The organism is Kitasatospora sp. NE20-6 (genome assembly GCF_045862635.1).
In genome coordinates this window covers 1-21650 of sequence record NZ_BPRL01000099.1, presented here as the reverse complement: position 1 = coordinate 21650, position 21650 = coordinate 1, and the positions used below count along the sequence as shown (strand labels likewise).

Annotated in this window: 15 protein-coding genes; 6 read left to right on the top strand and 9 right to left on the bottom strand. The window is 70.2% G+C overall.

The features are described 5' to 3' along the window. Positions 1-124 precede the first annotated feature (124 nt). Positions 125-421, bottom strand: coding sequence for a DUF3303 family protein (locus SNE206_RS37925; RefSeq protein WP_407918147.1), 297 nt, complete (start codon positions 419-421; stop codon positions 125-127). A 374-nt stretch (positions 422-795) separates the two neighbouring features. Here SNE206_RS37925 and SNE206_RS37920 point away from each other — a divergent pair, with 374 nt between their 5' ends. Both SNE206_RS37920 and SNE206_RS37915 read left to right on the top strand, forming a co-directional pair. Beyond that, positions 796-3075 carry a HelD family protein gene (locus tag SNE206_RS37920; RefSeq protein ID WP_407918146.1) on the top strand — a complete coding sequence of 760 codons (2280 nt, stop codon included), beginning with the start codon at positions 796-798 and terminating at the stop codon, positions 3073-3075. An 834-nt stretch (positions 3076-3909) separates the two neighbouring features. Further along, entirely contained in the window at positions 3910-5643 is a 1734-nt protein-coding gene (locus SNE206_RS37915; RefSeq protein WP_407918145.1) for a carbohydrate binding domain-containing protein, read from the top strand. A 156-nt stretch (positions 5644-5799) separates the two neighbouring features. On the opposite strand, the gene SNE206_RS37910 is transcribed toward SNE206_RS37915, so the two are convergent. From SNE206_RS37910 to SNE206_RS37890, 5 genes are read right to left on the bottom strand one after another with little or no spacing between them, the layout of a single operon-like run. Then, entirely contained in the window at positions 5800-6093 is a 294-nt protein-coding gene (locus tag SNE206_RS37910) for a hypothetical protein (protein ID WP_407918144.1), read from the bottom strand. Next, entirely contained in the window at positions 6090-6752 is a 663-nt protein-coding gene (locus SNE206_RS37905; RefSeq protein ID WP_407918143.1) for a recombinase family protein, read from the bottom strand. The genes SNE206_RS37910 and SNE206_RS37905 overlap by 4 nt, the downstream gene beginning before the upstream one ends. Continuing rightward, positions 6746-9265 (bottom strand): ATP-binding protein, encoded by a 2520-nt coding sequence (locus SNE206_RS37900; protein ID WP_407918142.1) that lies wholly within the window; start codon positions 9263-9265, stop codon positions 6746-6748. Before SNE206_RS37900 ends, SNE206_RS37905 begins: the two co-directional genes overlap by 7 nt. Next, positions 9262-10188, bottom strand: coding sequence for a Tn3 family transposase (locus SNE206_RS37895; protein WP_407918141.1), 927 nt, complete (start codon positions 10186-10188; stop codon positions 9262-9264). The genes SNE206_RS37900 and SNE206_RS37895 overlap by 4 nt, the downstream gene beginning before the upstream one ends. 5 nt (positions 10189-10193) lie before the next feature. After that, positions 10194-10499: a hypothetical protein gene (locus SNE206_RS37890; RefSeq protein WP_407918140.1), complete on the bottom strand. Its 306-nt coding sequence runs from the start codon at positions 10497-10499 to the stop codon at positions 10194-10196. A 304-nt stretch (positions 10500-10803) separates the two neighbouring features. On the opposite strand from SNE206_RS37890, the gene SNE206_RS37885 reads away from it, so the two are divergent. After that, positions 10804-12399 carry a M4 family metallopeptidase gene (locus tag SNE206_RS37885; RefSeq protein WP_407918139.1) on the top strand — a complete coding sequence of 532 codons (1596 nt, stop codon included), beginning with the start codon at positions 10804-10806 and terminating at the stop codon, positions 12397-12399. Between the two features lie 214 nt (positions 12400-12613). Here the strand turns inward: SNE206_RS37885 and SNE206_RS37880 are convergent, their stop codons facing one another. The 3 genes from SNE206_RS37880 to SNE206_RS37870 form a co-directional block, all read right to left on the bottom strand. Further along, positions 12614-12913 carry a YciI family protein gene (locus SNE206_RS37880; protein WP_407918153.1) on the bottom strand — a complete coding sequence of 100 codons (300 nt, stop codon included), beginning with the start codon at positions 12911-12913 and terminating at the stop codon, positions 12614-12616. Between the two features lie 351 nt (positions 12914-13264). Beyond that, the gene (locus SNE206_RS37875) at positions 13265-15490 is read right to left on the bottom strand and encodes a CocE/NonD family hydrolase (protein ID WP_407918138.1); all 2226 of its coding nucleotides are present in this window, start codon (positions 15488-15490) and stop codon (positions 13265-13267) included. A 137-nt stretch (positions 15491-15627) separates the two neighbouring features. After that, on the bottom strand, positions 15628-17367 hold the full coding sequence (locus SNE206_RS37870; protein WP_407918137.1) for a CocE/NonD family hydrolase: 1740 nt from the start codon (positions 17365-17367) through the stop codon (positions 15628-15630). A gap of 332 nt (positions 17368-17699) precedes the next feature. On the opposite strand from SNE206_RS37870, the gene SNE206_RS37865 reads away from it, so the two are divergent. From SNE206_RS37865 to SNE206_RS37855, 3 genes are all read left to right on the top strand, one after another. Next, complete coding sequence (locus SNE206_RS37865) at positions 17700-18392, top strand: TetR family transcriptional regulator (protein ID WP_407918136.1); 693 nt, start codon at positions 17700-17702, stop codon at positions 18390-18392. Positions 18393-19345: 953 nt separating this feature from the next. After that, entirely contained in the window at positions 19346-19897 is a 552-nt protein-coding gene (locus SNE206_RS37860; RefSeq protein ID WP_407918135.1) for a nuclear transport factor 2 family protein, read from the top strand. A 133-nt stretch (positions 19898-20030) separates the two neighbouring features. Then, positions 20031-21260: an acyl-CoA dehydrogenase family protein gene (locus SNE206_RS37855; protein WP_407918134.1), complete on the top strand. Its 1230-nt coding sequence runs from the start codon at positions 20031-20033 to the stop codon at positions 21258-21260. Positions 21261-21650 lie beyond the last annotated feature (390 nt).

Sequence of the window (21650 nt, the reverse complement as noted above, 5' to 3'; positions counted from 1 at the left end):
TGCACGTCGACCGGCGCGTCGCCCCCATGGCGAGGCGGCGCAGCCGGTCGACAAGGCGTCGAGGCGCGCGCCGGGACTCGGCCGGGACCCGGGAGGATCGCGCCGCCGCGATCCCTCCGGAAGGTCAGCCGTGGCCGACCTTGGCCAGACCGCTCCGGACATCCTCAAGGTTCATGACCGGGATGAAACTCACCTTGGCGCCCAGTTCCATGAAGAAGGGTTCGGCGACCGAGGGGATGTCGGACACCTCCTTCAGGTCGAAGACGATGAATCCGGTCCGCTGCCCTTCCTTGGCGCCGAAGTACGCCGCTTCCGGGTGCAACCTCTCCACCGCCGGTTGCATGATCTCGGCCAGCCTGTTGTCCTTGATCACCGCGTTCGACTTCTCCGTGTCCATCTGAACGGTCAGCAATACCCTCATGGTTTCTCCACTCCCGGTGGCGTCGGCATCTGCGGCCCGCTCGGGCCTGCTCGACCATGGTGGTCACGCCAGGGCACCGGTGCCCTCGGAGTGGGCCATCGGTACGACGGCGGGCGCCGTTCCCGGCGCGCCGGGAGGGGCCGATCGGCAAGGCCGACGGGCCCGGCCGCTCCTCGACGGGCGCGGCTGCGACGCATGCCGAACGCCGCCACCCGATCCCGCCGCCACTCGATCCCGAACGAATGCCGGGAGAAACAAAAAAATCCGGGACTGGCGTCCCGGAGAATTGCCTCGTATATTGAGAAGTTCCCGCCCGGATTCTTCCTCGGCGGGAACGGAAACTTACAGGTTCAGTATATGTGGGCGGGAACGGAATGTCAAACGAAGAAATGGTTCGGGAGCAGGAATTCATCGACCTGCTCCGCCTGCGGCTGGCCGCGCTCGAAGGCCGGGCCGAGCAGGCCGTTCGGGCAGCGCTGGCGCAGGAGGTGACGAACGCACAGACGCTCCTCGAACGCGACGTCGTCGTCGTCGAGAACTCGGAGCTGGTCGCCGCCTACGCGTCGGGCGAGCACGGGCTCTGCTTCGGCCACCTGCTGTTCCGGGACGGCACCGACCACCACATCGGGCGCCTCGGCATCCGTGCCGACGACGCCGAACGCACGCCGCTGGTCATCGACTGGCGGGCCGATCGAGCACGGCCCTTCTACCTCGCCACCGGCTTCGAGCCGATGGGCCTGCGGCGCCGACGCCACATCACCTCCGTACGCAACCGCGTCACCGCGCTGCACGACGAGATCCTCGACCTCGACGACAGCGAGCGCACCGGCCACGAGGGTCCGGACGCCGACGCGGTGCTGCTCGCAGCACTGGACGCGGCCCGCACCGGCCGGATGCACGACATCGTGCAGACCATCCAGGCCGACCAGGACAGGATCATCCGCGCCCCGCACCAAGGCGTGTTCGTGGTCGAGGGCGGCCCCGGCACCGGCAAGACCGCGGTGGCCCTCCACCGCGCCGCCTACCTGCTCTACGCCCAGCGCGAGCTGCTCGCGCGGCGGGCGGTGCTGATCGTCGGCCCGAACCCCGCCTTCCTCGCCTACATCGGCCACGTGCTGCCGTCACTCGGCGAGACCGGCGTGCTGCTGGCCACTCCCGCCGAACTCTTCCCCGGGGTCCGCGCCACCGGCACCGACACGGCGGCCGCCGCCGTCGTCAAGGGCCGGGCGGTGATGGCCGAGGCGCTCGCCGCCCACCTGTCCGACCTGCAGGCCCTGCCCGACCCCGCACTGGTGATCGGCCACGAGGACGGCGTGCTGGTGCTGGACCGGGAGATCGCCGCCGCCGCACGCGAGCGCGCCCGCACGACCCTGCTGCCGCACAACCTGGCCCGTCCGCACTTCGCCTTCGCCGTCATCGACGCCCTGACCGAACAGCTGGTCGAACGGATCGGCCACGACCCCTACGGCGGCCCGAACCTCCTCGGCCCGGACGACCGGGCGCTGCTGGGCAAGGCGATCGCGGCCAGCCCCGACGTCCACGCCGCGATCGACCGGCTGTGGCCGCTGCTCACCCCGGAGCGCTTCCTCCTCGACTACCTCGCCGAGCCCACGCACCTCTCCCCCGCCGACGCGGACGCCGTCCGGCGCGATCCGCTCTCCCGCCCGGAGAGGCCCGCCCGGTGGGAGTGGACGCCGGCCGACGTGGCGCTGCTGGACGAGGCTGCGGAACTGCTCGGCGAGGACGACGCCGCGCGGCTCGCCGCCGAGGAGGCACGCCGGCAGGAGCGGATCGCCTACGCGCAGGGCGTGCTGGACCTCTCCTACGGCTCGCGCACGCAGGAGTTCGAGGACCGCGGCGACGAGGATTCCGAGCGGCTCGGCGCCCACGACCTGATCGACGCCGAACGGCTGGCCGACCGCCAGGAGGAGGCGGACCACCGCACCGCCGCCGAACGCGCGGCCGCCGACCGGAACTGGGCCTTCGGCCACGTCATCGTCGACGAGGCACAGGAGCTCTCGCCCATGGTCTGGCGGCTGCTGATGCGCCGCTGCCCCACCCGCTCGATGACGCTCGTCGGCGACCCGGCGCAGACCAGCGAGCCCGGTGGCTGCGGCAGTTGGGCGGCCGCGCTGGCCCCGCACGTCCAGGACCGCTGGCAGCACGTCGTGCTGGACGTCAACTACCGCACCCCGGCGGAGATCATGGAGGTGGCGGCCGCGGTGCCGCGTGCCTCGGACCCGGCGTTCGTGCCGCCGCGCTCGGTGCGTGCGACGGGCGTGCGCCCGTGGGCGGTGCGGACCGACGACCTGCCCGGCGCGGTGGCGTCGGCCGTGGCCCGGCAGACCGTCGGGGACGGCGACGAGAAGCGCCGCCTCGCCGTCATCGCACCGCACGAGCACCTCGGCGCGATGGCGGCCGCGCTCCCGGACGCCGCGCACGGTGCCCAACCGGACCTGACCCGGCCGGTCGTGCTGCTCGCCCCGGCGCAGGCCAAGGGACTGGAGTTCGACACCGTGCTCGTGGTCGAGCCCTCCCTCTTCGGGGCCAACGAGCTGTACGTCGCACTGACCAGGGCGACCCAGCGGCTGGGCGTCGTCCACACCGAGCCGCTGCCGTTCGGCCTCGACCTGCGGGACAGCGGCCCGCGGTGATGCACCGGGCACCGGGGACCGGGCGCCTGCGGGCCGGTCCCCGGCCCGGCCCGCTCCTGGGACGACGCCCCGCCGGCCCTCCGGCCAGCCCCCCGGCCGGCCCTGCGGGGAGGCGGCCGACAGGGTCGATTCCGTCCGTCGCCGTCTGCGAGAACACCAACTCCGCCCGGTTGCTGCCCTCCTGACTCGGCCGAGCCTCGGCGGCAGACGGGGGAGGTGGGTGCTCCGTCCCTTCGCGCCGTCCGGCGGCTGCGGAGTCGCCGGACGGCGCGAGAGTCGCTCCGCGGGCCTGTCTGCGCAGGGAATTCTGCAAATTCTGCCAGAAACTTTCAAACGGTCATGACGTGGCGCTCGCCGGATCCTCGGATCCCGGTACCGACTTCCCGCCCCTCGTCCGGAGCGAAGGCCCCTCGATGGAGGGGGAGGTGGCGACAGGGGTCGAATGTGAGAGTTCATCCGGGTTTATCCGGCAGCTGGATGCCGCTGCGCGCCCCGGTCGGCACGCCGGCGTCACGCGATGCGGCGCCCCCGCGCCGGAGCGGCGGGCGGATCCGGGGGGCGGACGACCGGGGTGCCGTGCCGTCAGGGGCGGTGGACGGATGGCGAGTTGGTCGCGCTGCAACTCTTTACGCGCCTGTCATGGGCGGGTAACTTCCTTGATGCGCAAAAGATTGCAGCAACTTTCAGGCCTTCTTGGAACCGACGTGCGTTGCGACCGGCCCCATACGGCGCTTCGCGGTTTCCCGGCGGGAGATCCGCGCGCAGGCGCTACCCCGGCGCCTGTGCTGTTGGTCGTCGCGGTCACGGCCGCGGCATGTTCCCCAGGAGCATCTTGTGAGACACCCCATACGCCGGCTGACGGGACGCCCCCTGGCGGCGGCAGTGGCAGCGTCAGGAGTCCTGGCACTCCTCGCCGCAGTGCCCGCCGCCCACAGCGCTTCCGCCGCTTCCGGCAACTCGGCGACGGTGTTCTACTCCACCAAGAACCACAACTGGGCGAAGTACAACCTTCACTACCAGCCCAACGGCGGGGCCTGGACCACCGTGCCCGGCGTGGCGATGGAGACGGCCTGTACGGACTGGGTGAAGATCACCGTCGATCTGGGCAGTGCCACCGGTCTGCAGGCGACGTTCAACAACGGCTCGGGCACCTGGGACAACAACAACGGCAGGAACTACGCCCTGGGCACCGGTACGGTCACGGTCAAGGACGGGGTGGTGGGCAGCACCGATCCCTGCGTCACCGGTCCCCCCACGAGCGCCACGGTCTTCTACGCCGCGAACGCGGGCTGGTCGACGGTGAACCTGCACTACGCTCCGACCGGCGGGGCGTGGACGACGGTGCCCGGCGTGGCGATGGAGGCGGCCTGCACGGGCTGGTACAAGAAGACCGTCGCGCTGGGCAGTGCCACCGGCCTGCAGGCGACGTTCAACAACGGCTCGGGCACCTGGGACAACAACAACGGCCGCAACTACCAGCTCCCCACCGGCACCGGCACCGTCACGGTCAAGAACGGGCAGGTCGGCACCACCGACCCCTGCCCCACTCCGACTCCGACTCCCACCCCGACCCCCACCCCGACCCCCACTCCGACCCCGACCCCCACTCCCACCCCGACTCCGACCACGGACCCGGGGCCCGATCCCGGGGGGCCGTACTACGCCACCAATCCCGGCGGGCACGCCGGGCGGGCGGCGACCGTGACGGTGGACGGCAAGGCCACCGAGTGGACCAAGGACATGATCGTGGCCCAGGGCGTCGCCAACGACGACCCCCGCATCTTCCGCGGCAGCCACGAGGGGCCGGTCTACGACCTGTACTCCCTCTCCGCAGCCTGGGACGACGCCAACCTGTACCTGATGTGGCAGTTCACCAACGTCACGGACGTGACCGACCCCGCCCAGGGCTACCCCATCAGCGACAACGGCAAGCCGTACCAGGGCGACATCCCCCAGTCCATCGCACTGGACGTCGACCCGGCCCGGGGCAGCACCGGCCTGCTGGGCGCCGGCCCGGGAGGCCCCTGGGGCCTGCACACCTCCTTCGCCCGCGGGGAGGTCGACCACATCGCCAACTTCTCCAGCAAGCCCGGTGTGGGCCAGCCCGCCCTCTTCGGCCTGAACACGGCAGGCACCTTCGACTACGCACCGGCCAACGTCCAACAGTTCGGGCCCGCGGGCATCACCTACCGCTACGCCGACGGCCTGACCTCCACCGAGGTCACCGGCATCAAGGCCACCGGCAACGCCGGATACGTGCCCGCCGACCTGGCCAATGCCGCCCGGTACCAGAACCTGCTCACCGCCGGGCACAACCCGGCCCAGGACACCACGTACGAGATGAACATCCCGCTGCAGGCCCTGGGCATCGACCGGGCCACCCTGGAAGGCCGAGGCCTCGGCATCATGCTCATCTCCACCTTCGGGCAGTCGGGCATCGGCTCCCTGCCCCAGGACCCGACCGTGCTGGACACGGCGACCGAGCCGTACGCCTCGGACAGCTCCACCTCCCACGAGAAGGACGACTGGGACACCTTCCGCGTGCCCTTCGCCCGCGTAGGACGCTAGCCTCCGGGCTTGCACGGTGGCGGCACCCGGCTCACGAGCGGAAACCCGTGAGGTGCCTTCCGGCCTGGAACGGCAGGAAGGCACCTCACGCGTGCCAGGGGCGGTGCCGGGTCAATGCCGGGAAGACAGGCCCGTGAGCAGGCTCCCATCGGCCGGCTACGGCCAGGGGTAGCCCAGTTGCCCGGGGTTGTCACCTCCGCAGAGCTCGGCGGTGGCACGGGGGTCACCTGCGGTCAGTAGTGCTTCGAGGTGCTCGGCCTGGTCCGACGGGGCGTCTGCGGAGATCGGGAGGGTCATCAGGAACTGTGCCCAGGGCAGATCCGCCTCGGCCCGGTTCGGGGGATGCCTCAGGACGACGTCGATCCGATCGGGTTCCGTGCGGAAGGCCCGGACGGCTTCCAGCTCGCACTCCCACCTGGCGAGCCAGTCCCCGCGTCCGCTCAGCCTCACTTCGAGCAGCGTCGCAACCACAACTGCCGGCCACTGCCAGCTGCGGTCCTCTCCGGCCCGCAGGATCTCGGACTCGTACCGGCCTGCGGCGAACCGAAGCTCCGGCAGGTCGACGTCCTGATTGGCCAGGTCGGGGTGCCGGTAAGAACCCTGTCACCAGCCGCAAACGGCGGTGATCGGTCCTCGGACCTGGTGGGTTGGGGCAGTTCCGGCGTGCTCGTCGCCTCAGCGAGTGCGAGGTGACCGCCCTTCAGCTCGGACACGTAGTTGTAGATCGTGTTCCTGGAGACGCCAAGGAGCTTCGCGATCGAGGTGACGGTGTTCTCCGGGCGGGCGAGCAGGTCGCGGGCGTGACGTACCTGCTCCTCCGTCATCGCCGGCGGGCGGCCGAGTCGGGCGCCGCGGGCACGAGCGGTGTCCAGGCCCTCGTTCGCGCCCTGCACGATGAGTTCTCGGATGGACTCCGCCAGCGCCGCGAACACATGGAAGACCAGGCGCCCGCCGGGCGTGGTCGTGTCGAGCGACTCGTGCAGCAAGGTGAAGCCGATACCGCGCTTGCGCAGGCCGGACACGATCGAGATGAGGTCCTGGACAGAACGTCCGAGCCGGTCCGGTGCCGATCCGGTCGTGCGCCCCCGCTTATTGATCTTGCTCAGCAATCGGTCGAATCCTGAACGGGAGCCTCTTCGCGATACTCGGCTCGGAGCTGCGCCAGGTAAGCGGCGGCGGCGGGTGCCTCGGCAGCACCGATGCGCCGGTAGATGCCCACCGCCTGGCGCAGGTCGGCCAAGGCGGCGGGGAGGTCGCGGGTGCGTGCGTGGCAACGGGCGGTGCCTTCGAGGGCGTGGGCTTCGTCCAGAGGGCTGTGGACCTGGCGTGCGAGGTGCAGAGCCCTCTGGTATGTGGAAAGAGCCTCCCCCGGACGTGCCCACGCAGCCAGGAGGGCACCGGTGCTATTGAGTACCTCGGCTCCTCCCTGAATATCGCCCACCTCCTGAAACAGGGTCAGAGACTTTTGCAGCAGGTCGGCCGCAGCCGGGTAGTCCTCGACCACGGCCTGTACCTGGCCCAGCTGCTGCAAGGCGTTGGCCTCGCCGTGACGGTTGCCGAGGGTGCGAAAGAGGTCCAGCGCCTGCCGGGTCAGGTCGGCCGCCGCTGGAAAATCCCCGGTCACGTACTGCACCCGGCCCAAATCCCACAAGGCGTACGCCTCACTGAGACGGTTGCCGAGGGCACGGTAGAGCTCCAGCGCCTGCTGCGCCAGGTCGGCCGCCGCTGGAAAATCCCCAGTCACGTACTGCACCCGGCCCAGCCCTGTCAGGGCGTATGCCTCGCTGAGACGGTTGCCGAGGGCACGGCTGAGATTCAGCGCCTGCCGGGTCAGGTCGGCCGCCGCCGAGTAGTCCCCGGTCAGGTACCGCACCCAGCCCAGTTCCCGCAGGGCGTATGCCTCGCCGAGAGGGTTGCCGAGGGCACGGTAGAGCTCCAGCGCCTGCTGGGCCAGGTCGGCCGCCGCTCGAATGTCCCCGGTCAGGTACCGCACCCAGCCCAGTTCCCGCAGGGCGTTGGCTTTGCCGAGAAGGTCGCCGAGGGCACGGTAGAGCTCCAGCGCCTGCTGGAACAGGTCGGCCGCCGATGGAAAATCCCCGGTCAGGTACCGCACCCAGCCCAGCTCCTGCAGGGCGTTGGCCTGGCTGAGGCGATCGCCGGTGAGGTGGGCGCTGGCGGCGGCGGTCCGGTGAAGGGAGACGGCCTCGTCCCAGGGGCCTTGCTGGCGCAGGAAGGCGGCCAGGATGGCGGTGAGGCAGATGGCGTGGGAGTACCGCGCGGTGGCGGTGGCGTGGTGGGTGCAGGCGATGAGATTGGCGCGTTCGGTCCTCATCCAGGCCCTGGCCTGCTCGTAGCCGGCCAGGCCGGGTGCAGCAGCGGGAGAAGGGCCGGCAACTGGGACGGCGTGGCGGGGAGCCTCGGCGAGATGCCGGTCGGCTGCTTCGGCGGTGTGCTGGTAGTAGTCCAGCAACCGCCCGGTGGCGGCATCGCGGTCCTTGACCGTGTCACGTTCGGCGAGGGTGCGGGCGTAGGCGCGCAGGAGGTCGTGCAGGCGGTAGCGGCCGGTGGCAGGGGAGTCGATGAGGTGGTCGGTGTAGAGGGCTTCCAGCTCGCGGCGGGCCCGGGTGAGAGTGATGCCGGCCAGGGCGGCGGCGGCGTAGGCGTCGGTGTCGGGCCCGGGGGGCAGGCCCAGGTAGCGGAAGAGCCGCTGCCGCTCGGGAGGCAGGACGCGGTAGGACAGGTCGAAGGCGGTATCCACCGCCCGGTCGCCGGCGGCGAGTTCGCCCAGCCGGTCCTGGGCGGCGGCGAACTCCTCGGCGTACTCGGTCAGGCTCCAGTGGGGGTGGTGGGCGAGGCGGCCGGCGAGTAGCACGATGGCCAGTGGCAGGTGGCCGCACTGCTCCACGATCCGGGCGACGGCGTCGGCGTCGGCCGGGGTGGTGGTGTCGCGGTGGGCGAGTCGGGTGAACAGCAGGGCTGCATCCGCCGACGCGAGGATGTCTAGGGGCAGAGGCGTGGCGCCGTCCAGGGCGGCGAGGCGGTGGCGGCTGGTGATGAGGACCAGGCAGCCCTCCGCGCCGGGCAGGAGCGGCTCGACCTGTGCGTGGTCGACCGCATCATCCAGGACGAGGAGCATCCGCCGACCGGTGAGCCGGTCGCGCCACAGCCGGGCACGGGCCTCCAAGCCGTCGGGGATGCTGCGAGGGTCAATGCCGAGGCTGAGCAGGAGGGCGGCGAGGGCGTCGGCAGGGTCAGCGGGTTTCTGGCCGGGAGTGTAGGCGTTCAGCCGCAGAAACATCTGCCCGTCGGGATACCGGTCGGTGAGTTGATGGGCGGCGTGAACGGCCAGGGCGGTCTTTCCGATCCCGGGCATGCCGTCGATGGTGTGGATGGCCACCACCCGGGACGGCTGGGCGGCGGCCAGGATCTGGTCCACCTCGGCCTGGCGGCCGGTGAAGGCAGCCACATCCCGCGGCAGTGTCCGCACCGCGGTCACCGGCGCGGGCGCCAGCTGGGTGATGTACTGATCCCGCCCGGCTACGTAGCCTTGCGCACTGCCCTCGACGCGTACCTCGATACGCGTCAGCGCTGCATCGTCGTCCCTGTCTGTGTGGGTGGTCATGAGCCGGTGATGTGCTGGTCGCGGCCGGCCATGTACACCCGCGCATGGTCCCGGGCCTCGGCTTTCATGACGATCGACTGGACTCCGTGCTGTTCGTCCGGGGGCAGCGCTGGCGCGAGGTGCTCTTCCAGCAGGCGCCGCAGTTCGCCGACCGCCGAAGGTTCATCCACGAGCAGCTGCTGGAGCCGCAGACGCCACACGCTGGTGAGCGCCTCCTCGGTGTCGTGGTCTTGCTGTTCACGGGCGTTGAGAATGCTGGTGTGCAGCGTTTCCAGCTCGGCTGCGATCTCGTCTGCCTGCTCGGGATGGAGCCGGTGCCACAGGGATGTCGTAGCTGTTTTGACTTGCTGCCAGGAGTCGGCTGCCATCGCACTCACCAGCGCCGTCCCGGCCGCCAACACGATCGGGTCCATGCCACCCCCTCTTGCAGAAAGAATCCGAACAATAACTCTAGGTGCCCGGAAGGCGTGCGGAGTCGTTTCCTTCGGCCTTGGCGAGCTTTTCCAGGATGGCGTCTGCCGGGCGGCTGTCGTCCGCGAGGCCCTCAACTGAAGCTCCGCTCCCATGTCGGCTCTCTGTCCGCCGCTGGACATCTCCGGGGCGGGCGGCAGGCGCGGGCCGGGCACAGCGGCTGCCGCGGCGAGATGGAGGCGGGTGTCCATGTCAAGATTCACCTCTCCATGGGGTCGGACATGGGACCAGAACAACGGGGTCAGGCCGCGCTGGTCGGCGGATGTGAGGAGGCCGGCCCAATCCGGTTCACCGAGGATGTCTTGAAGCATCAGGGTGTTCACGTAGACCAAGGCGGATTGCAGGATGCGCAGGCACAGGACGAACATCTCCTGTTCGTCGCGCCGGTTCGAGGCGATCTCCCCGCCCTTGCCGTAGGCGATCCCGGAGTTGGCGCCGTTGGAGGACTCCATGACGTTCAGGCCCTCTTCTCGGCCCGTCGAGCCTCGAAGCTCTGCGGCAGGTCCTCATCCGGGTCGCGCCACTTGTCGGCGCCGGCCACCCAGATCTCCTTGCACTTGAGCTGATCGCGCAGGGCCTGGAAAGCGACGACCTCGTAGACCATGCGCACCGCCCGCCGCCGACCACGCTTGTCGGTACGGTGCACGACCTCCGCCCAGTCCCCGCCCATCGCCTTGTGGACCGGCACCGTCTCGCCCAGCGGGTAGTACGTCGTGTTCCCGGCGTTCGCGTACCGGGCCACCAGCGCCAGAGCCTCGATCACCGGCCGGCCTCCACCCAGGGCGGTGGTCCGGGCCGCTCCTGACGGGGCGTCAACCGCAGCGCGCACGACCCGGTCCGGGTGCGGTCTCCGGGAGGACCTTGCGCGCCGCGTGCGGCCCCGGCGGCCTCGCCGTGCCCCTCGCGCCCTTCCGTTCCCGGCTCGACCGAACGGCCCTGGCTCGACCGGAACGGCGCGGGTTTTCGGCTACGAAATGGTCAAATCCCATACTGTTTCGTAGAACTGTTTGTCTGTTCACGGCCAAACTCGCAGTCGGTCACCCAGCAGCTACCGACTGGAGTACAGAGTGAGCCCCACCTCCTCACCGCGCCGCCGCACCCTCACGGCCGGCGCCCTCGCGGCCACCGCCGCCCTCGTCGCTGCCGGCGTCCAGGTCGCCACCGCGACCGCCGTCCCGGGCCGCGACACCGCGATCGCCAAGGCCAGGACCAACGTCTCGCACAACGCCGAGCTCTTCGGCTTCGGCGCCGGACAGGCCCTGCAGGTCAAGGACGTCGTCATCGATGCGGACGGCAGCCAGCACGTCCGCTTCGACCGCACGTACCAGGGCCTGCCGGTGGTCGGCGGCGACCTGGTGGTGCACCAGGACGCCCACGGCCGGCTCAAGGACTCCTCCCGGGCCAAGGGGCACAACCCGACCGTCAGGTCCACGGTGCCGAACGTGCCCGCCCGGACCACCGCCGCGAAGGCGCTGGCCGCCGCACCCGGCATATCCTCCGCCACCTCCCAGCCCCAGCTGGTCGTCTGGGCCGCCGACGGCACCGCCCGCCTGGCCTGGCAGACCACCGTCAGCGGCCTGGGCAAGCAGGGCCAGCCCTCCGGCCGCGTCATCGTCACCGACGCGACCACCGGCGAGGAGATCGAGCACTTCGATGCCGAGCACGAGGCCGCCGGCACCGGCCGCTCCGAGTACACCGGCACCGTCACCGTCAGCACCACCCTGCAGTCCGACGGCCGGTACGCGCTGATCGACCCGGTCCGCGGCCACACCACCAGGGACGCGGGCAACATCTCCTCGAACGCCGTGAAGGCGAGCTCCGGAACGCTCTTCACCGACGCCGACAACACCTGGGGCGACGGCCGGAAGTTCTCCTCCGACCGCGCCACGGCCGCCGTCGACGCACACGCCAACACGGCCTGGACGTACGACTACTACAAGAACACCTTCGGCCGGAGCGGCATCAAGAACGACGGCAGGGGCGCCACCGTCTTCGTGCACGTCGGCACCGACTGGGACAACGCCCAGTGGTCCGACGCCTGCTTCTGCATGATGACCGGCGACGGCGACGGCACCACCGACCCCGAGCAGGTCGACCTCGACACCATGGGCCACGAGATGACCCACGGCGTCACCAGCGCGACCGCCAACCTCCGCTACAGCGGCGAGTCCGGCGGCCTCAACGAGTCGACCAGCGACATCTTCGGCACCATGGTCGAGTGGTACGCCAACAGCAGCATCGACACCCCCGACTACCTGTTCAGCGACCAGTCGACCCCGCCGTGGCTGCGCCGCCTCGACAAGCCCTCGCTGGACGGCCGCTCCGCCGACTGCTGGAGCAAGAAGGTCGGCCAGCTGGACGTGCACAACTCCTCCGGCGTCGGCAACCACTGGTTCTTCCTCGCCAGCGAGGGCAGCGGCAGCCGGACGATCAACGGCGTCACCTACAACAGCCCGACCTGCAACGGCTCCACCGTGGCCGGCATCGGCAACCAGAAGGCCGCCAGGATCTGGTACCGCGCACTGACCGTCTACATGACGTCCACCACGGACTACAAGGGCGCCCGCACCGCGTCCCTGAACGCCGCCAAGGACCTCTACGGCGCCGGCAGCGCCGAGTACAACGCGGTCGCGGCCGCCTGGAGCGCCGTCAGCGTCTCCTGACCCGTCCGGCAGGCGGCTGCGGCGGCCCGGTCACCGACCGGGCCGCCGCAGCGCGAACCCGGGCCCGGACGGCCGCCGTCCCGTTCCCGTTCCCGTTCACCCGACGGCTCCACCGTGCCGGCGACGATGCCGTGGGGCTGTCGTTGCACGACCCCGCACCGGCGTCCACCGGTGCGGTGACCGCGGCGGCAGTTCCACCCTGTTCCGTGCGGGCTCAGTCGGCAAGGTCCTGACGGTACGGCTCCAGGGGCGGGGCCGTCTTCGTGGCAACGAACTCCGTGATCGTGTACTCGGCGACCCCGGCAACGCTGAACGGGTCGCTCCTCACGATCTCCTCGATCTTCGCCCGGTCGTCGCCGAGGGCGACGATGACGCCACCGTCGCGCGGGACCTTCCTGCCCGAAGCGATGAAGGCGCCCTCGGCGTAGTGGGCGTCCAGCCATGCCGTGTGCTCCGCGAGGGCGGCGTCGACACGCTCGATGGACGCGATGTAGGTCAGCTCCAGGATGAACATGGTCGCCACGCTATGCCCTGCACACCCCTGATGCCGCAGAACCAGGAGGGTTCCGCGAAGCGGGTCGGCAATCAGCGCGAACCCGGTGTCGATGTCGATGTCGATGTCGGCTTCCGTCAGCATCGACGCATCAATGCATCGATACGTCGACACATCGAGGAACGGACCCGCCGAACGCACTGCCGAGAAGGAGTTTCAGACCCGGAATCAGGCGACACCGACCTGCCTCGACCGCCTCGACGGGTTCCGTCGCCCGGCGGAGGGCTTTGCGCGGGACGACGACCGACGCGACGGGCGCCCCGGTAGCACGCGGGCGGTGCTACCGGGGCCGTCCAGGACCCTGCTCGGTGCCTACGTCGTCAGGCGACGCGGCACGATCGGGAGTTGCACGTACCCGACGCGGCCCGGTCCGGTGTGAACGGTGTTGACGGCGCCCGCGTGGTAGTTCACGTCGTACGCGTGGTGCACGCCGTGGGCGACGCCGTCGTAGGGCTGGATGTCGATTCGCAGGCGCTGGCCCTTCCGGATCAGTCCGGTGTTGGGGATGAGCTCGATCTCGACCGGTACCACCTCGCCGTCGCGCAGAGGGGCGTGGTCGCCCTTGAGGTGGGTGTGCTTGGGGGTGTACTCGGTGGAGCGTTCGGTGTCGAGCTTGCGATGCGACGCCTTGAGCCATCCCTTGGTGAGCGGGGCGATGCGGTCCGGGTAGTTCATCGTGGTGATGCCGGTGAAGTCGACCTCGCGGTCCTGTTCGTCGATGACGCGCGCCGAGACGTAGATGTCCATGTCTTCGCTCGTGGACGACACCCACAGCGCGACCTTGCCGTATCCGGCGACGACCGAGTCCTCCGTCAGGGGTTCACTGATGAACGAGACACCGGTCGTACGGGGATCCGCCGATTCGGCGTCGGCGGAGTACCGCGTGTCCTGCTCGGTTGCGGGCTCCGTCGTCGAGAGCCGCAGGAAGCCGGTGCGGGTGGCGTCTCCGGCCCAGTCCGACGGGCTCGCGTCGAAGAACCACTTCGTGTAGTTCGTCCTGGCGATCGGCCATTCGTCCTCCTCCTGGATGTAGGAGGCCCCGTTGCCGGTGCGGATCTCCAGGCGCACCGGCGGGGTGTCCATGATCCCGTTGTCGATGCCCTTGAGCCAGTGGTCGAAGAACGCCTTGTGCCGGGCGACGGTGTCGGCCGCGTAGGACTTCTGGAACCAGTCCTCCCAGAAGTCGAGCTTCTTGTCGGGAGCCGGCGTGTTGAGGTACGCCTCGCTGCTGCCGAGCTGGTGGAAGTGGGCGAGATGGGTGGTGGCGGCGACGGACCACAGCGGTACCGTGACCCCGCTCAGGTCCGGGCTCATGAACATTTCGGCGCGCGGCCCGAAGATGAGGTCCGGGTCGGAGTCCTTGAAGGGGCTCTCCTTCATGATGCGGGTGAAGTCCGCGATGTCGGGTTCGCCGCAGATGGCCGGTACGAAGCCGGCTCGCTTCCACATCGGGAAGAAGTGCTCGTTGAGGATGCCGCCGTTGTAGGCGACCTCCTCGTACAGGTCGACGTCGGTTCCGATGGCGATCATCGCCTTGAGGTGCGGGGGGTGCAGGCTCGCGGCGGCGTGCTGGCTGACGGCGAGGTACGACATGCCCCAGAGGCCGACCGCGCCGTTCGACCAGGGCTGGACCCCGGCCCACTCGATCGCGTCGCGGAACGCCTCGGCCCCGGCGATGCCCCACGGGGCCAACTGGCCGGGGCTCTTGCCCGATCCCGGCATGTCCACCCGGACGACGGCGTACCCGTCGGGCACCCACGTCGCGGTGTTGACGGTCTCGTGGTTCTCGAACTGCAGGCCCTCGGCGTTGCCGGAGAAGTAGTCCTCCTCCATCTGCTCGTGCCGCTCCAGGTCGGCCTCGCTGCAGACGGAGTGGTGGTTGAAGGCCTTTCCGTAGGGTCCGCAGCTGACGATGACCGGGTAGGTCCCGGGTGCCGCGGGACGGAACACGTCGGCGAACACGTGCCGGCCGTTCTGGAGCGGGATCATCACGTCGCGGAAGCGGAGGATGCCCATGGCGTTGCGGCGGAGCTCGTTGCGGGCGTTCGCGGGGGTGCACAACTGCCGTGGCGTCGCGTCGGCGAAGACGCCGGCCCGGTTGAGGTCGTCGAGGAGTCCGACGACGACCTCGTCGTCGGTGAACGCCTGGATCTTGTCGGCCACGTGGGGGCCCGCGTAGTTGGCGTCGTGACGGAAGTCGATCCTCCGGTCGCCGATGATGTCGTGCACTTCGGGAGCGATGACGGTTCCGTTGTCCCGGATGCCGCTGCGGCCGAGCGAGAACACCAGGCGGGCGATGTTCGTCACGCCCGGGTCCTTCAGCTTGGCGATGTCCCCGTCGACGCGTGCGACGATCTGCGCGAGATGCAGCCGGGGTGCTGCGGGGGCGTGTCCGATCGAGGTGTTGCCGACCAGGAAGGCGATCCGTTCGCCGTCCTCGTACCGGAATTCGCCGCGCTCGTTGGTGAGTCCACAGGAGGTGGGGGTCTCGTACTTCAACCCGGCGACGGGTCCTGCGAGAACGCCTGTGAGAGTCATCGTCTCTTCCTTACTTCGGTCATTGGTGCCGGGCCCGTATTCGCAGTCGGTCCCGGGGCGCATCGGCACGGGTTGCGCGGAGCAACGGGCGCACGGGCGGCAGGTGGTGCTCGCGGCCGTCCACGGACCCGCGCCGGTCACACCGTTCTGAGCGGCAGTTGCAGGTACGAGGCCCGGGTTCCGCCGGCGTGCACGATGTGCGTCCCCGTGTTCTGCGGTTCGTGGAACGGGACGCCGGGCATGATGGCGCCGAGCAGGTTGTGGGCGCTGATGACGAGTCGCAGCTGCTCGCCGCGGTGGAACACCAGGCCGACCGGGGCGAGGTCGATCTGGATCTCCGCGACGTCACCGGCTGCCAGCTTCTCGATCCGGTCGAAGCTGTGCACCGGAATCTCGTCGGTGCTGAGGTCGTCGTCGAGGTGGCGGGCGGAGACGCGCAGGCGCCCGTCGGAGCCCTTGTACCGCAGGACGGACGCGCTCCGCTCGGTGACGTCCTGCAGCAGGGCGCTCCTGGCAGGGACGTTGAACTGCTGCAGCGGCGTCCCGTTCGCGTCGAGCTTCTGCACGAGAACGAACAGGTCCATGTCGTCCGCGCCTTCCGCCTCGACCCAGAGGTGCGCCTTCGGATAACCGACCATCTCCGTCTCCTCGTCGAACCCGACGACGAAGGAGACCTGGCCCGGGAGCGTCCGGGCGCTGTACTGCGCGCTGCTCCCGGACGACGGCGCTTCACGCCGCAGGGTGCGGGAGGCGGCGTCGAGGTAGAACCTCGTGTTCTCGACGCCGTCCGGCGGGAACGTGTCCGCGGGCTGGCCGACGCGGTCGACGCCGTGCAGGTCGAGCGTGGCGTAACGCACCCGCGGGGTCTGCTCCCAGCCGTTGTCCTCCCCCTTCAGGTAGTGGTCGAAGAACCGGCGGAGCTCCTCGCGATGCGCCTCGTCGTAGTAGTCCGGCCACTCCTGGGTGGCGTGGATGCGGAGCCACTTCTCCTCCGAGGCGATGCGCCGCCAGGCCCGGAAAGTCCCCTGGGTGTGCAGCGTGTTGGAGTAGCTCGCGACGATGTACGCCGGGACGGTGATCCGGTCGAAGCGGGGCACCTTCTCTTCCCAGAGCCCGTCGAAAAGGGGGTGCTGCTCCGCTTCGGCGACGACGTCCTCGCGGCGGTTGGCGCCGACGAAGTTGTGCTGCAGCCGCTCCGTGAAGCCGGTGTCCGGCATGCCGCCCCGCAGGACGAGATCCCGGTAGACGTCGCTGATGCCTTCCCAGGGGTTGATCGCGGCGAGGTGCGGCGGCTGCTCGGCCGCGGTGAACCACTGGGACACGGCGAGGTACGACGTCCCGCTCATGCCGACCTTGCCGTTGCACCACTCCTGCTCGGCGAGCCACTCGACGAGGTCGTGGCAGTCGAGGCCCTCCTGCCGGTCCCAGAGGTGGCTGTCGCCGCCGGACTCCGCCACGCCCCGGGGATCGGGATTGCAGATCGCGTACCCGTTGGCGCACCAGAACGCCGGGTCCGGCCCCTCGAACTTCGCAAGGCCGGACAGGGCGCCGTTGTCCACTCCGATCATGTCGAACAGCGAGGTGGTGCTGGGGGCGGTGCCTCCGCTCTTGCCGTACGGGCTCCACGCCACGATGACGGGTACCCGGTCGCTTCCTGCCGGCCGGAAGACGTCCGTGTAGATCGTCACGCCGTCGCGCAGCGTCACGGGGACGTCCTTCTCGAAGACGACCTCGACCGGGAGCGGCAGGAACCGCGGGCCGATCCGGAACCCGGCGGGCAGGGTCCGGGTGCCGGGTTCGTAGGGGCTCAGCAGGCCACGGCCCGGCCCCGCCTCGTAGGGGTAGGACGGCACGAAGACCTTCTCGAAGTCGCTCATCGCGGTGTTTCCTCTCACCGGCTCGGGGGCCGGCCCACCTCGGACTGCCGGGTCGGACGGTTTGCTGCCAGGGAGCGTACGGTGACGTCCAGGTTAAATCAACCACTGTTGATATTACTTGCAGATCACGGGACCGGAGCTCCGGCACGGTCGCGGACCGCCCGATCGCGCCGGACCGCGACGGACGGACCGCGGCCCGGACGTGGCGCGGACACCTACTTAACCCGCAGGTCACAGCCCTGCGGGCGCGCCCACCGCCCCCGGCCGGACTCGCGCGATCACGCACCGGGCGTCCCGCGACCGGGCCGGGCCCTGATCGCTAGACTGGCCGCATGCCCGCCGAATCCACAGCGCCGGCGTCGCGTCCACCGCGTGGCCGGCGGCCGGGGCAGAGCGCGACCCGTCAGACGATCCTCGACGCCGCACGCGCCCGCTTCGCAGGAGACGGCTTCAAGGCCACGACGATCCGCAGGATCGCCGCGGACGCGGGCGTCGACGCCGCCCTGGTGATGCAGTTCTTCGGATCGAAGGACGAGCTCTTCGCCGCGGTGATGTCGATCTCGCCGAGCGTGCTCGCGCGCATCGCCGATTCGTTCGACGGACCCGAGCACTCGCTCGGCGAACGGGTCGCCCGGGCCCACTTGAGCGTGTGGGAGGGCGATCCCAAGGACGCGGACGCCCTGCTCGCGATGCTCCGCGGGGCGATCGCGAACGAGCGGGCGACCGCGCAGTTCCGGGAGTTCGTCGAGTCGCGCCTGACGGAGGACGTCAACCGCCGCGCGCTCGACGACCACGACAGTGCGGTCCGGGTGGCGCTGGCCGCGTCCATGCTGATCGGCATCGTCGTCGGGCGGCGGGTCGTGCAGGTGCCCCTGCTCGTGAGCGAGGACATCGAGTCGATCGTCGAGCGGGTCGGGCCGGCCCTGCAGGAGATCCTTGTGCCCAGGACCCGGCCCACGACCCCCGCCCCCACCTCCGCCCTGGAACCGAAGCCGGAGCCGGAGCCGGAGCCGGGCCTCAGGTGATCAGGTGGTGAGGGCGCCTCGACGGCACCCTCACCGCCAAGTGTCAACATTTATCCCGCGGCGCGCCAGTCGGCCCGCCGCACGTGACCAGGGTCCGGCAACGGCCCGACCGGTCCCGACGGGCCCTTTCGCCCGTTAAGCGCCGATTTCTTCACCGCGCAGAAGGATACCTGGCCCGAGCTGCGCCCCGGAGCTCGACGCTCCGTCCCCCGCCCCCTTGGGCAGGCGTGACGGTCAGCCAGTGAACTCCCGCAAAGTGTTGACAGTTCTTCTGGTGCTCCGCATGATGGTGCCCACGTTCGCCACCGCTTCCACCGGTGTCGAGCCGTCGTCGGGTACCGCGCGAACAGACCGACAGGCAGGACCGTCGCACGCGACAGGCGGGCAGCTCCTTTCGCCGAATCCCCTGCCCGGCCGGGAAGTCATCGCGGTGACGGGTCGTCCGGTGCAGATGGCCGGCGACGACACCTTCGCCTTCGGCCGGCGCAACCGGTTCCGGGGTGACGGATCCAGCGGCACGTCCGTCGGCCCGCACCCCGGAGCACACGAGGCGGACGGGGCAGGCCCGCCGTCGGCGCCGACCCACCACTGCTCACCCCGAAGCCGCCGACAACGTCCCGACCGGCATCCGCCGCCAGGGGCACCGGTTCGACGACGGAAATTTGCGAAGCCCACCGGAATTTCCGTCACGGCCGGGAGCAGGGTGACGGACTTCGCCGCCGTCCACACCGCACAGGCGGCCGGCGTAAAGCACTTCGTCCTCGGCCCGGTGCTCCATGCGATCCCCACCGATCTCACCCGACACGAGATCGAGCGCGGTCCCGTTGTTCGCAGAGAACTGATGTCCTTCGGGCGTCGGCGGGCGTGTTCCAGTTCCGGCACTGCGGCGGCGGAGAGAACCGCGAAGACCTTCTACGGGTCGACGACACATGTCAACGACAGGGAGAAAACTGATGAACCTCGAAGAACTGAGCGCACGGGCGCAGATTCACGACGTGCTGCTGCGGTACTGCCGCGGTCTCGACCGGGTGGACATGGACCTGGTCCGGAATGCCTTCCACGAGGACGCGTGGGTCCAGTTCCCCGCGAGCCTGCACGTCGGCCCGGTCGAGGGATTCCTCGAATTCCTGACGGCCGAGATGCCGCGATTCGTCCGCACCATGCACTTCCTCGGGAACAGCCTGATCGAGTTCGACGGTCCCGACATCGCGCATGTCGAGACGTACCTGCAGGCGGATCACCAGGGATCGGAAAGGCACCACTGGAAGGGGGAGACCGTCAAGCTCTGGGCGCGTTACCTCGACCGGTTCGAGCAGCGGGACGGCGTGTGGCTGATCGCACGCCGCCGGCTGCTCGTCGACTGGATGTACAAGTACCCCGTGAACGGCTGGTTCGACGACCACCCCGACGCCTCGGTGGGCCTGCGTGACGGAACCGATCCGAGCCTCGGCCGGGTCGCCGGCTTCCACGGAACGCCGCTGGGAAAGCAGGACTGGCCCAGCTGACCCCTTTCCGGGAGGTCCCCGCGGCGGTCGCGCCGAAGGCGACCTCCAGGACGGCCGGGGAGAGGAACCCGCCCGCCGACGGCACGGGTCCGGCGGCGGTGAACGTGACAACAGTGAGAGGGTGATCAAGCCGATGGCTACGAACATCGAGTCGGACATCGACCGGCCGCAGGCCCGGGAGATCGTCGCCCGGGTGGCGAAGATGCAGCCCTGGCTGCGCGAGCACCAGGCCGTGGCCGAACAGCAGCGCCGCATTCCCCAGGACACCGTCGAGCGTCTCGACGCTGCCGGTGTCTTCGGTCTGACCAGGCCGAAGCGGTACGGCGGTGCGGATTTCACCACCCGGGAGGTGCACGACGTCTTCCGTACGCTCGGCGCCGGGTGCGGGGCGACGGCCTGGATGGTCTGGGCGGCCGCGGGCGGCAACATGTGGAGTCTCGCCTTCCCCGACGACGTCGTCGCACCGGTGTACGAGTCGCCCTGGGTCGGGAACCGCACCTTCGCGGTGGGGGGCACGAGCAGGCGCATGTCCGGGACCGCCCGGCAGGTGGACGGCGGCTGGATGGTCAAGGGCGTGTGGCCGTTCGCCACCGGGAGCGTCCATGCCTCCCACGGCTTCCTCGCCGTCTTCCACGACGAGAGCGACGACGCGAAGGTCGGCATGGTCCTCGTCCCGAAGGACTCGCTCGTCGCCCGGGACGACTGGGATGCGATGGGGATGGCCGCCACGGGCAGCCAGACCGTCGCGACGGACGGTGAACTCTTCGTCCCCGACGAGCGCTTCAGCACCCCCGAGCGGCTGGCGGCGCGGATCGCCGAGCTCACCGAGCAGGGCCGCGGGCCGCGCCGCGGGGGTCTCGTCCGCTCGCTCGTGACGAGTACGGGAGTGGCCCTCGGCATGGCCGACCAGGCCATGGAGGTCTTCCTCGGCGGTGTCGGCAAGCGGAGCGTCCCCTACTCCCCCTATGCGAACCAGATCGACGCGCCGATCGCGCACCTCACCGTCGGCCGCGCCCACACCCGGATCCGCGCGGCGGCCCTGGTGGCCGACGCCGCTGTGGCCGAGCTCGACCGGCGCGACGCCGAGGGCCTGGACCTCTCCGAGCGCGAGGCCGTCCAGTTCCACACCGACGTCGCGTACATCTGGGACGCGTGCGCCTCCGCGGTCGAGACGCTCTTCCGCGCCTCCGGGGCGTCGGCGATCGCCAAGCGGCAGCCGCTCCAGCTGATCGTCCGGAACTGCCGCGCCGGCAGCCTGCATTCCGCACTCAACATCGACACCTGGACGGAGAACGTCGGACGGGCGCTGTGCGGCGTCGAATCCGGGCCGCAGTCGATGAGCGTGCTCGAACGACGGTCGTAGGCACGTGAGTCCGGACGGCGGCAGGCTCGCGGCATCCGAGGAACGGTGCGGAACGGTGTCGGCCTGCACGCCACTCGAACCTGCCCCCTCCGGATCTCCCCCTGCTGCCCCGCCGTGTCTCAGCCACCGGGGTCGTTCCTCGTCCCGTCCGTACCGGCACACCGGGCTCCCCGGACGGGATGTCCGGGCGCCGCTCCGGTGGTCCGACAGCACACAGCACCACCACCGATGACACGTGGGCGATCACGTCCATGCCGACCCGGACGAGCGCTGGGCGCCGGCCGGAGAAGGAGTTCCGATGAGAGACATCGAGCCGGTGACGGCCACCGACCAGTTGCGGCGGGCCTTCGGGTGCTTCCCGTCCGGGGTCACCGCCCTGTGCGCCCGGGG

What these genes read in the sequence shown, in the direction of transcription:
- SNE206_RS37925 (WP_407918147.1), bottom strand. Translation starts at nt 421, where the DNA reads ATGAGGGTATTGCTGACCGTTCAGATGGACACGGAGAAGTCGAACGCG.
- SNE206_RS37875 (WP_407918138.1), bottom strand. Translation starts at nt 15,490, where the DNA reads ATGACTCTCACAGGCGTTCTCGCAGGACCCGTCGCCGGGTTGAAGTAC.
- SNE206_RS37880 (WP_407918153.1), bottom strand. Translation starts at nt 12,913, where the DNA reads ATGTTCATCCTGGAGCTGACCTACATCGCGTCCATCGAGCGTGTCGAC.
- SNE206_RS37900 (WP_407918142.1), bottom strand. Translation starts at nt 9,265, where the DNA reads ATGACCACCCACACAGACAGGGACGACGATGCAGCGCTGACGCGTATC.
- SNE206_RS37860 (WP_407918135.1), top strand. Translation starts at nt 19,346, where the DNA reads ATGAACCTCGAAGAACTGAGCGCACGGGCGCAGATTCACGACGTGCTG.
- SNE206_RS37865 (WP_407918136.1), top strand. Translation starts at nt 17,700, where the DNA reads ATGCCCGCCGAATCCACAGCGCCGGCGTCGCGTCCACCGCGTGGCCGG.
- SNE206_RS37855 (WP_407918134.1), top strand. Translation starts at nt 20,031, where the DNA reads ATGGCTACGAACATCGAGTCGGACATCGACCGGCCGCAGGCCCGGGAG.
- SNE206_RS37895 (WP_407918141.1), bottom strand. Translation starts at nt 10,188, where the DNA reads ATGGAGTCCTCCAACGGCGCCAACTCCGGGATCGCCTACGGCAAGGGC.
- SNE206_RS37920 (WP_407918146.1), top strand. Translation starts at nt 796, where the DNA reads ATGTCAAACGAAGAAATGGTTCGGGAGCAGGAATTCATCGACCTGCTC.
- SNE206_RS37870 (WP_407918137.1), bottom strand. Translation starts at nt 17,367, where the DNA reads ATGAGCGACTTCGAGAAGGTCTTCGTGCCGTCCTACCCCTACGAGGCG.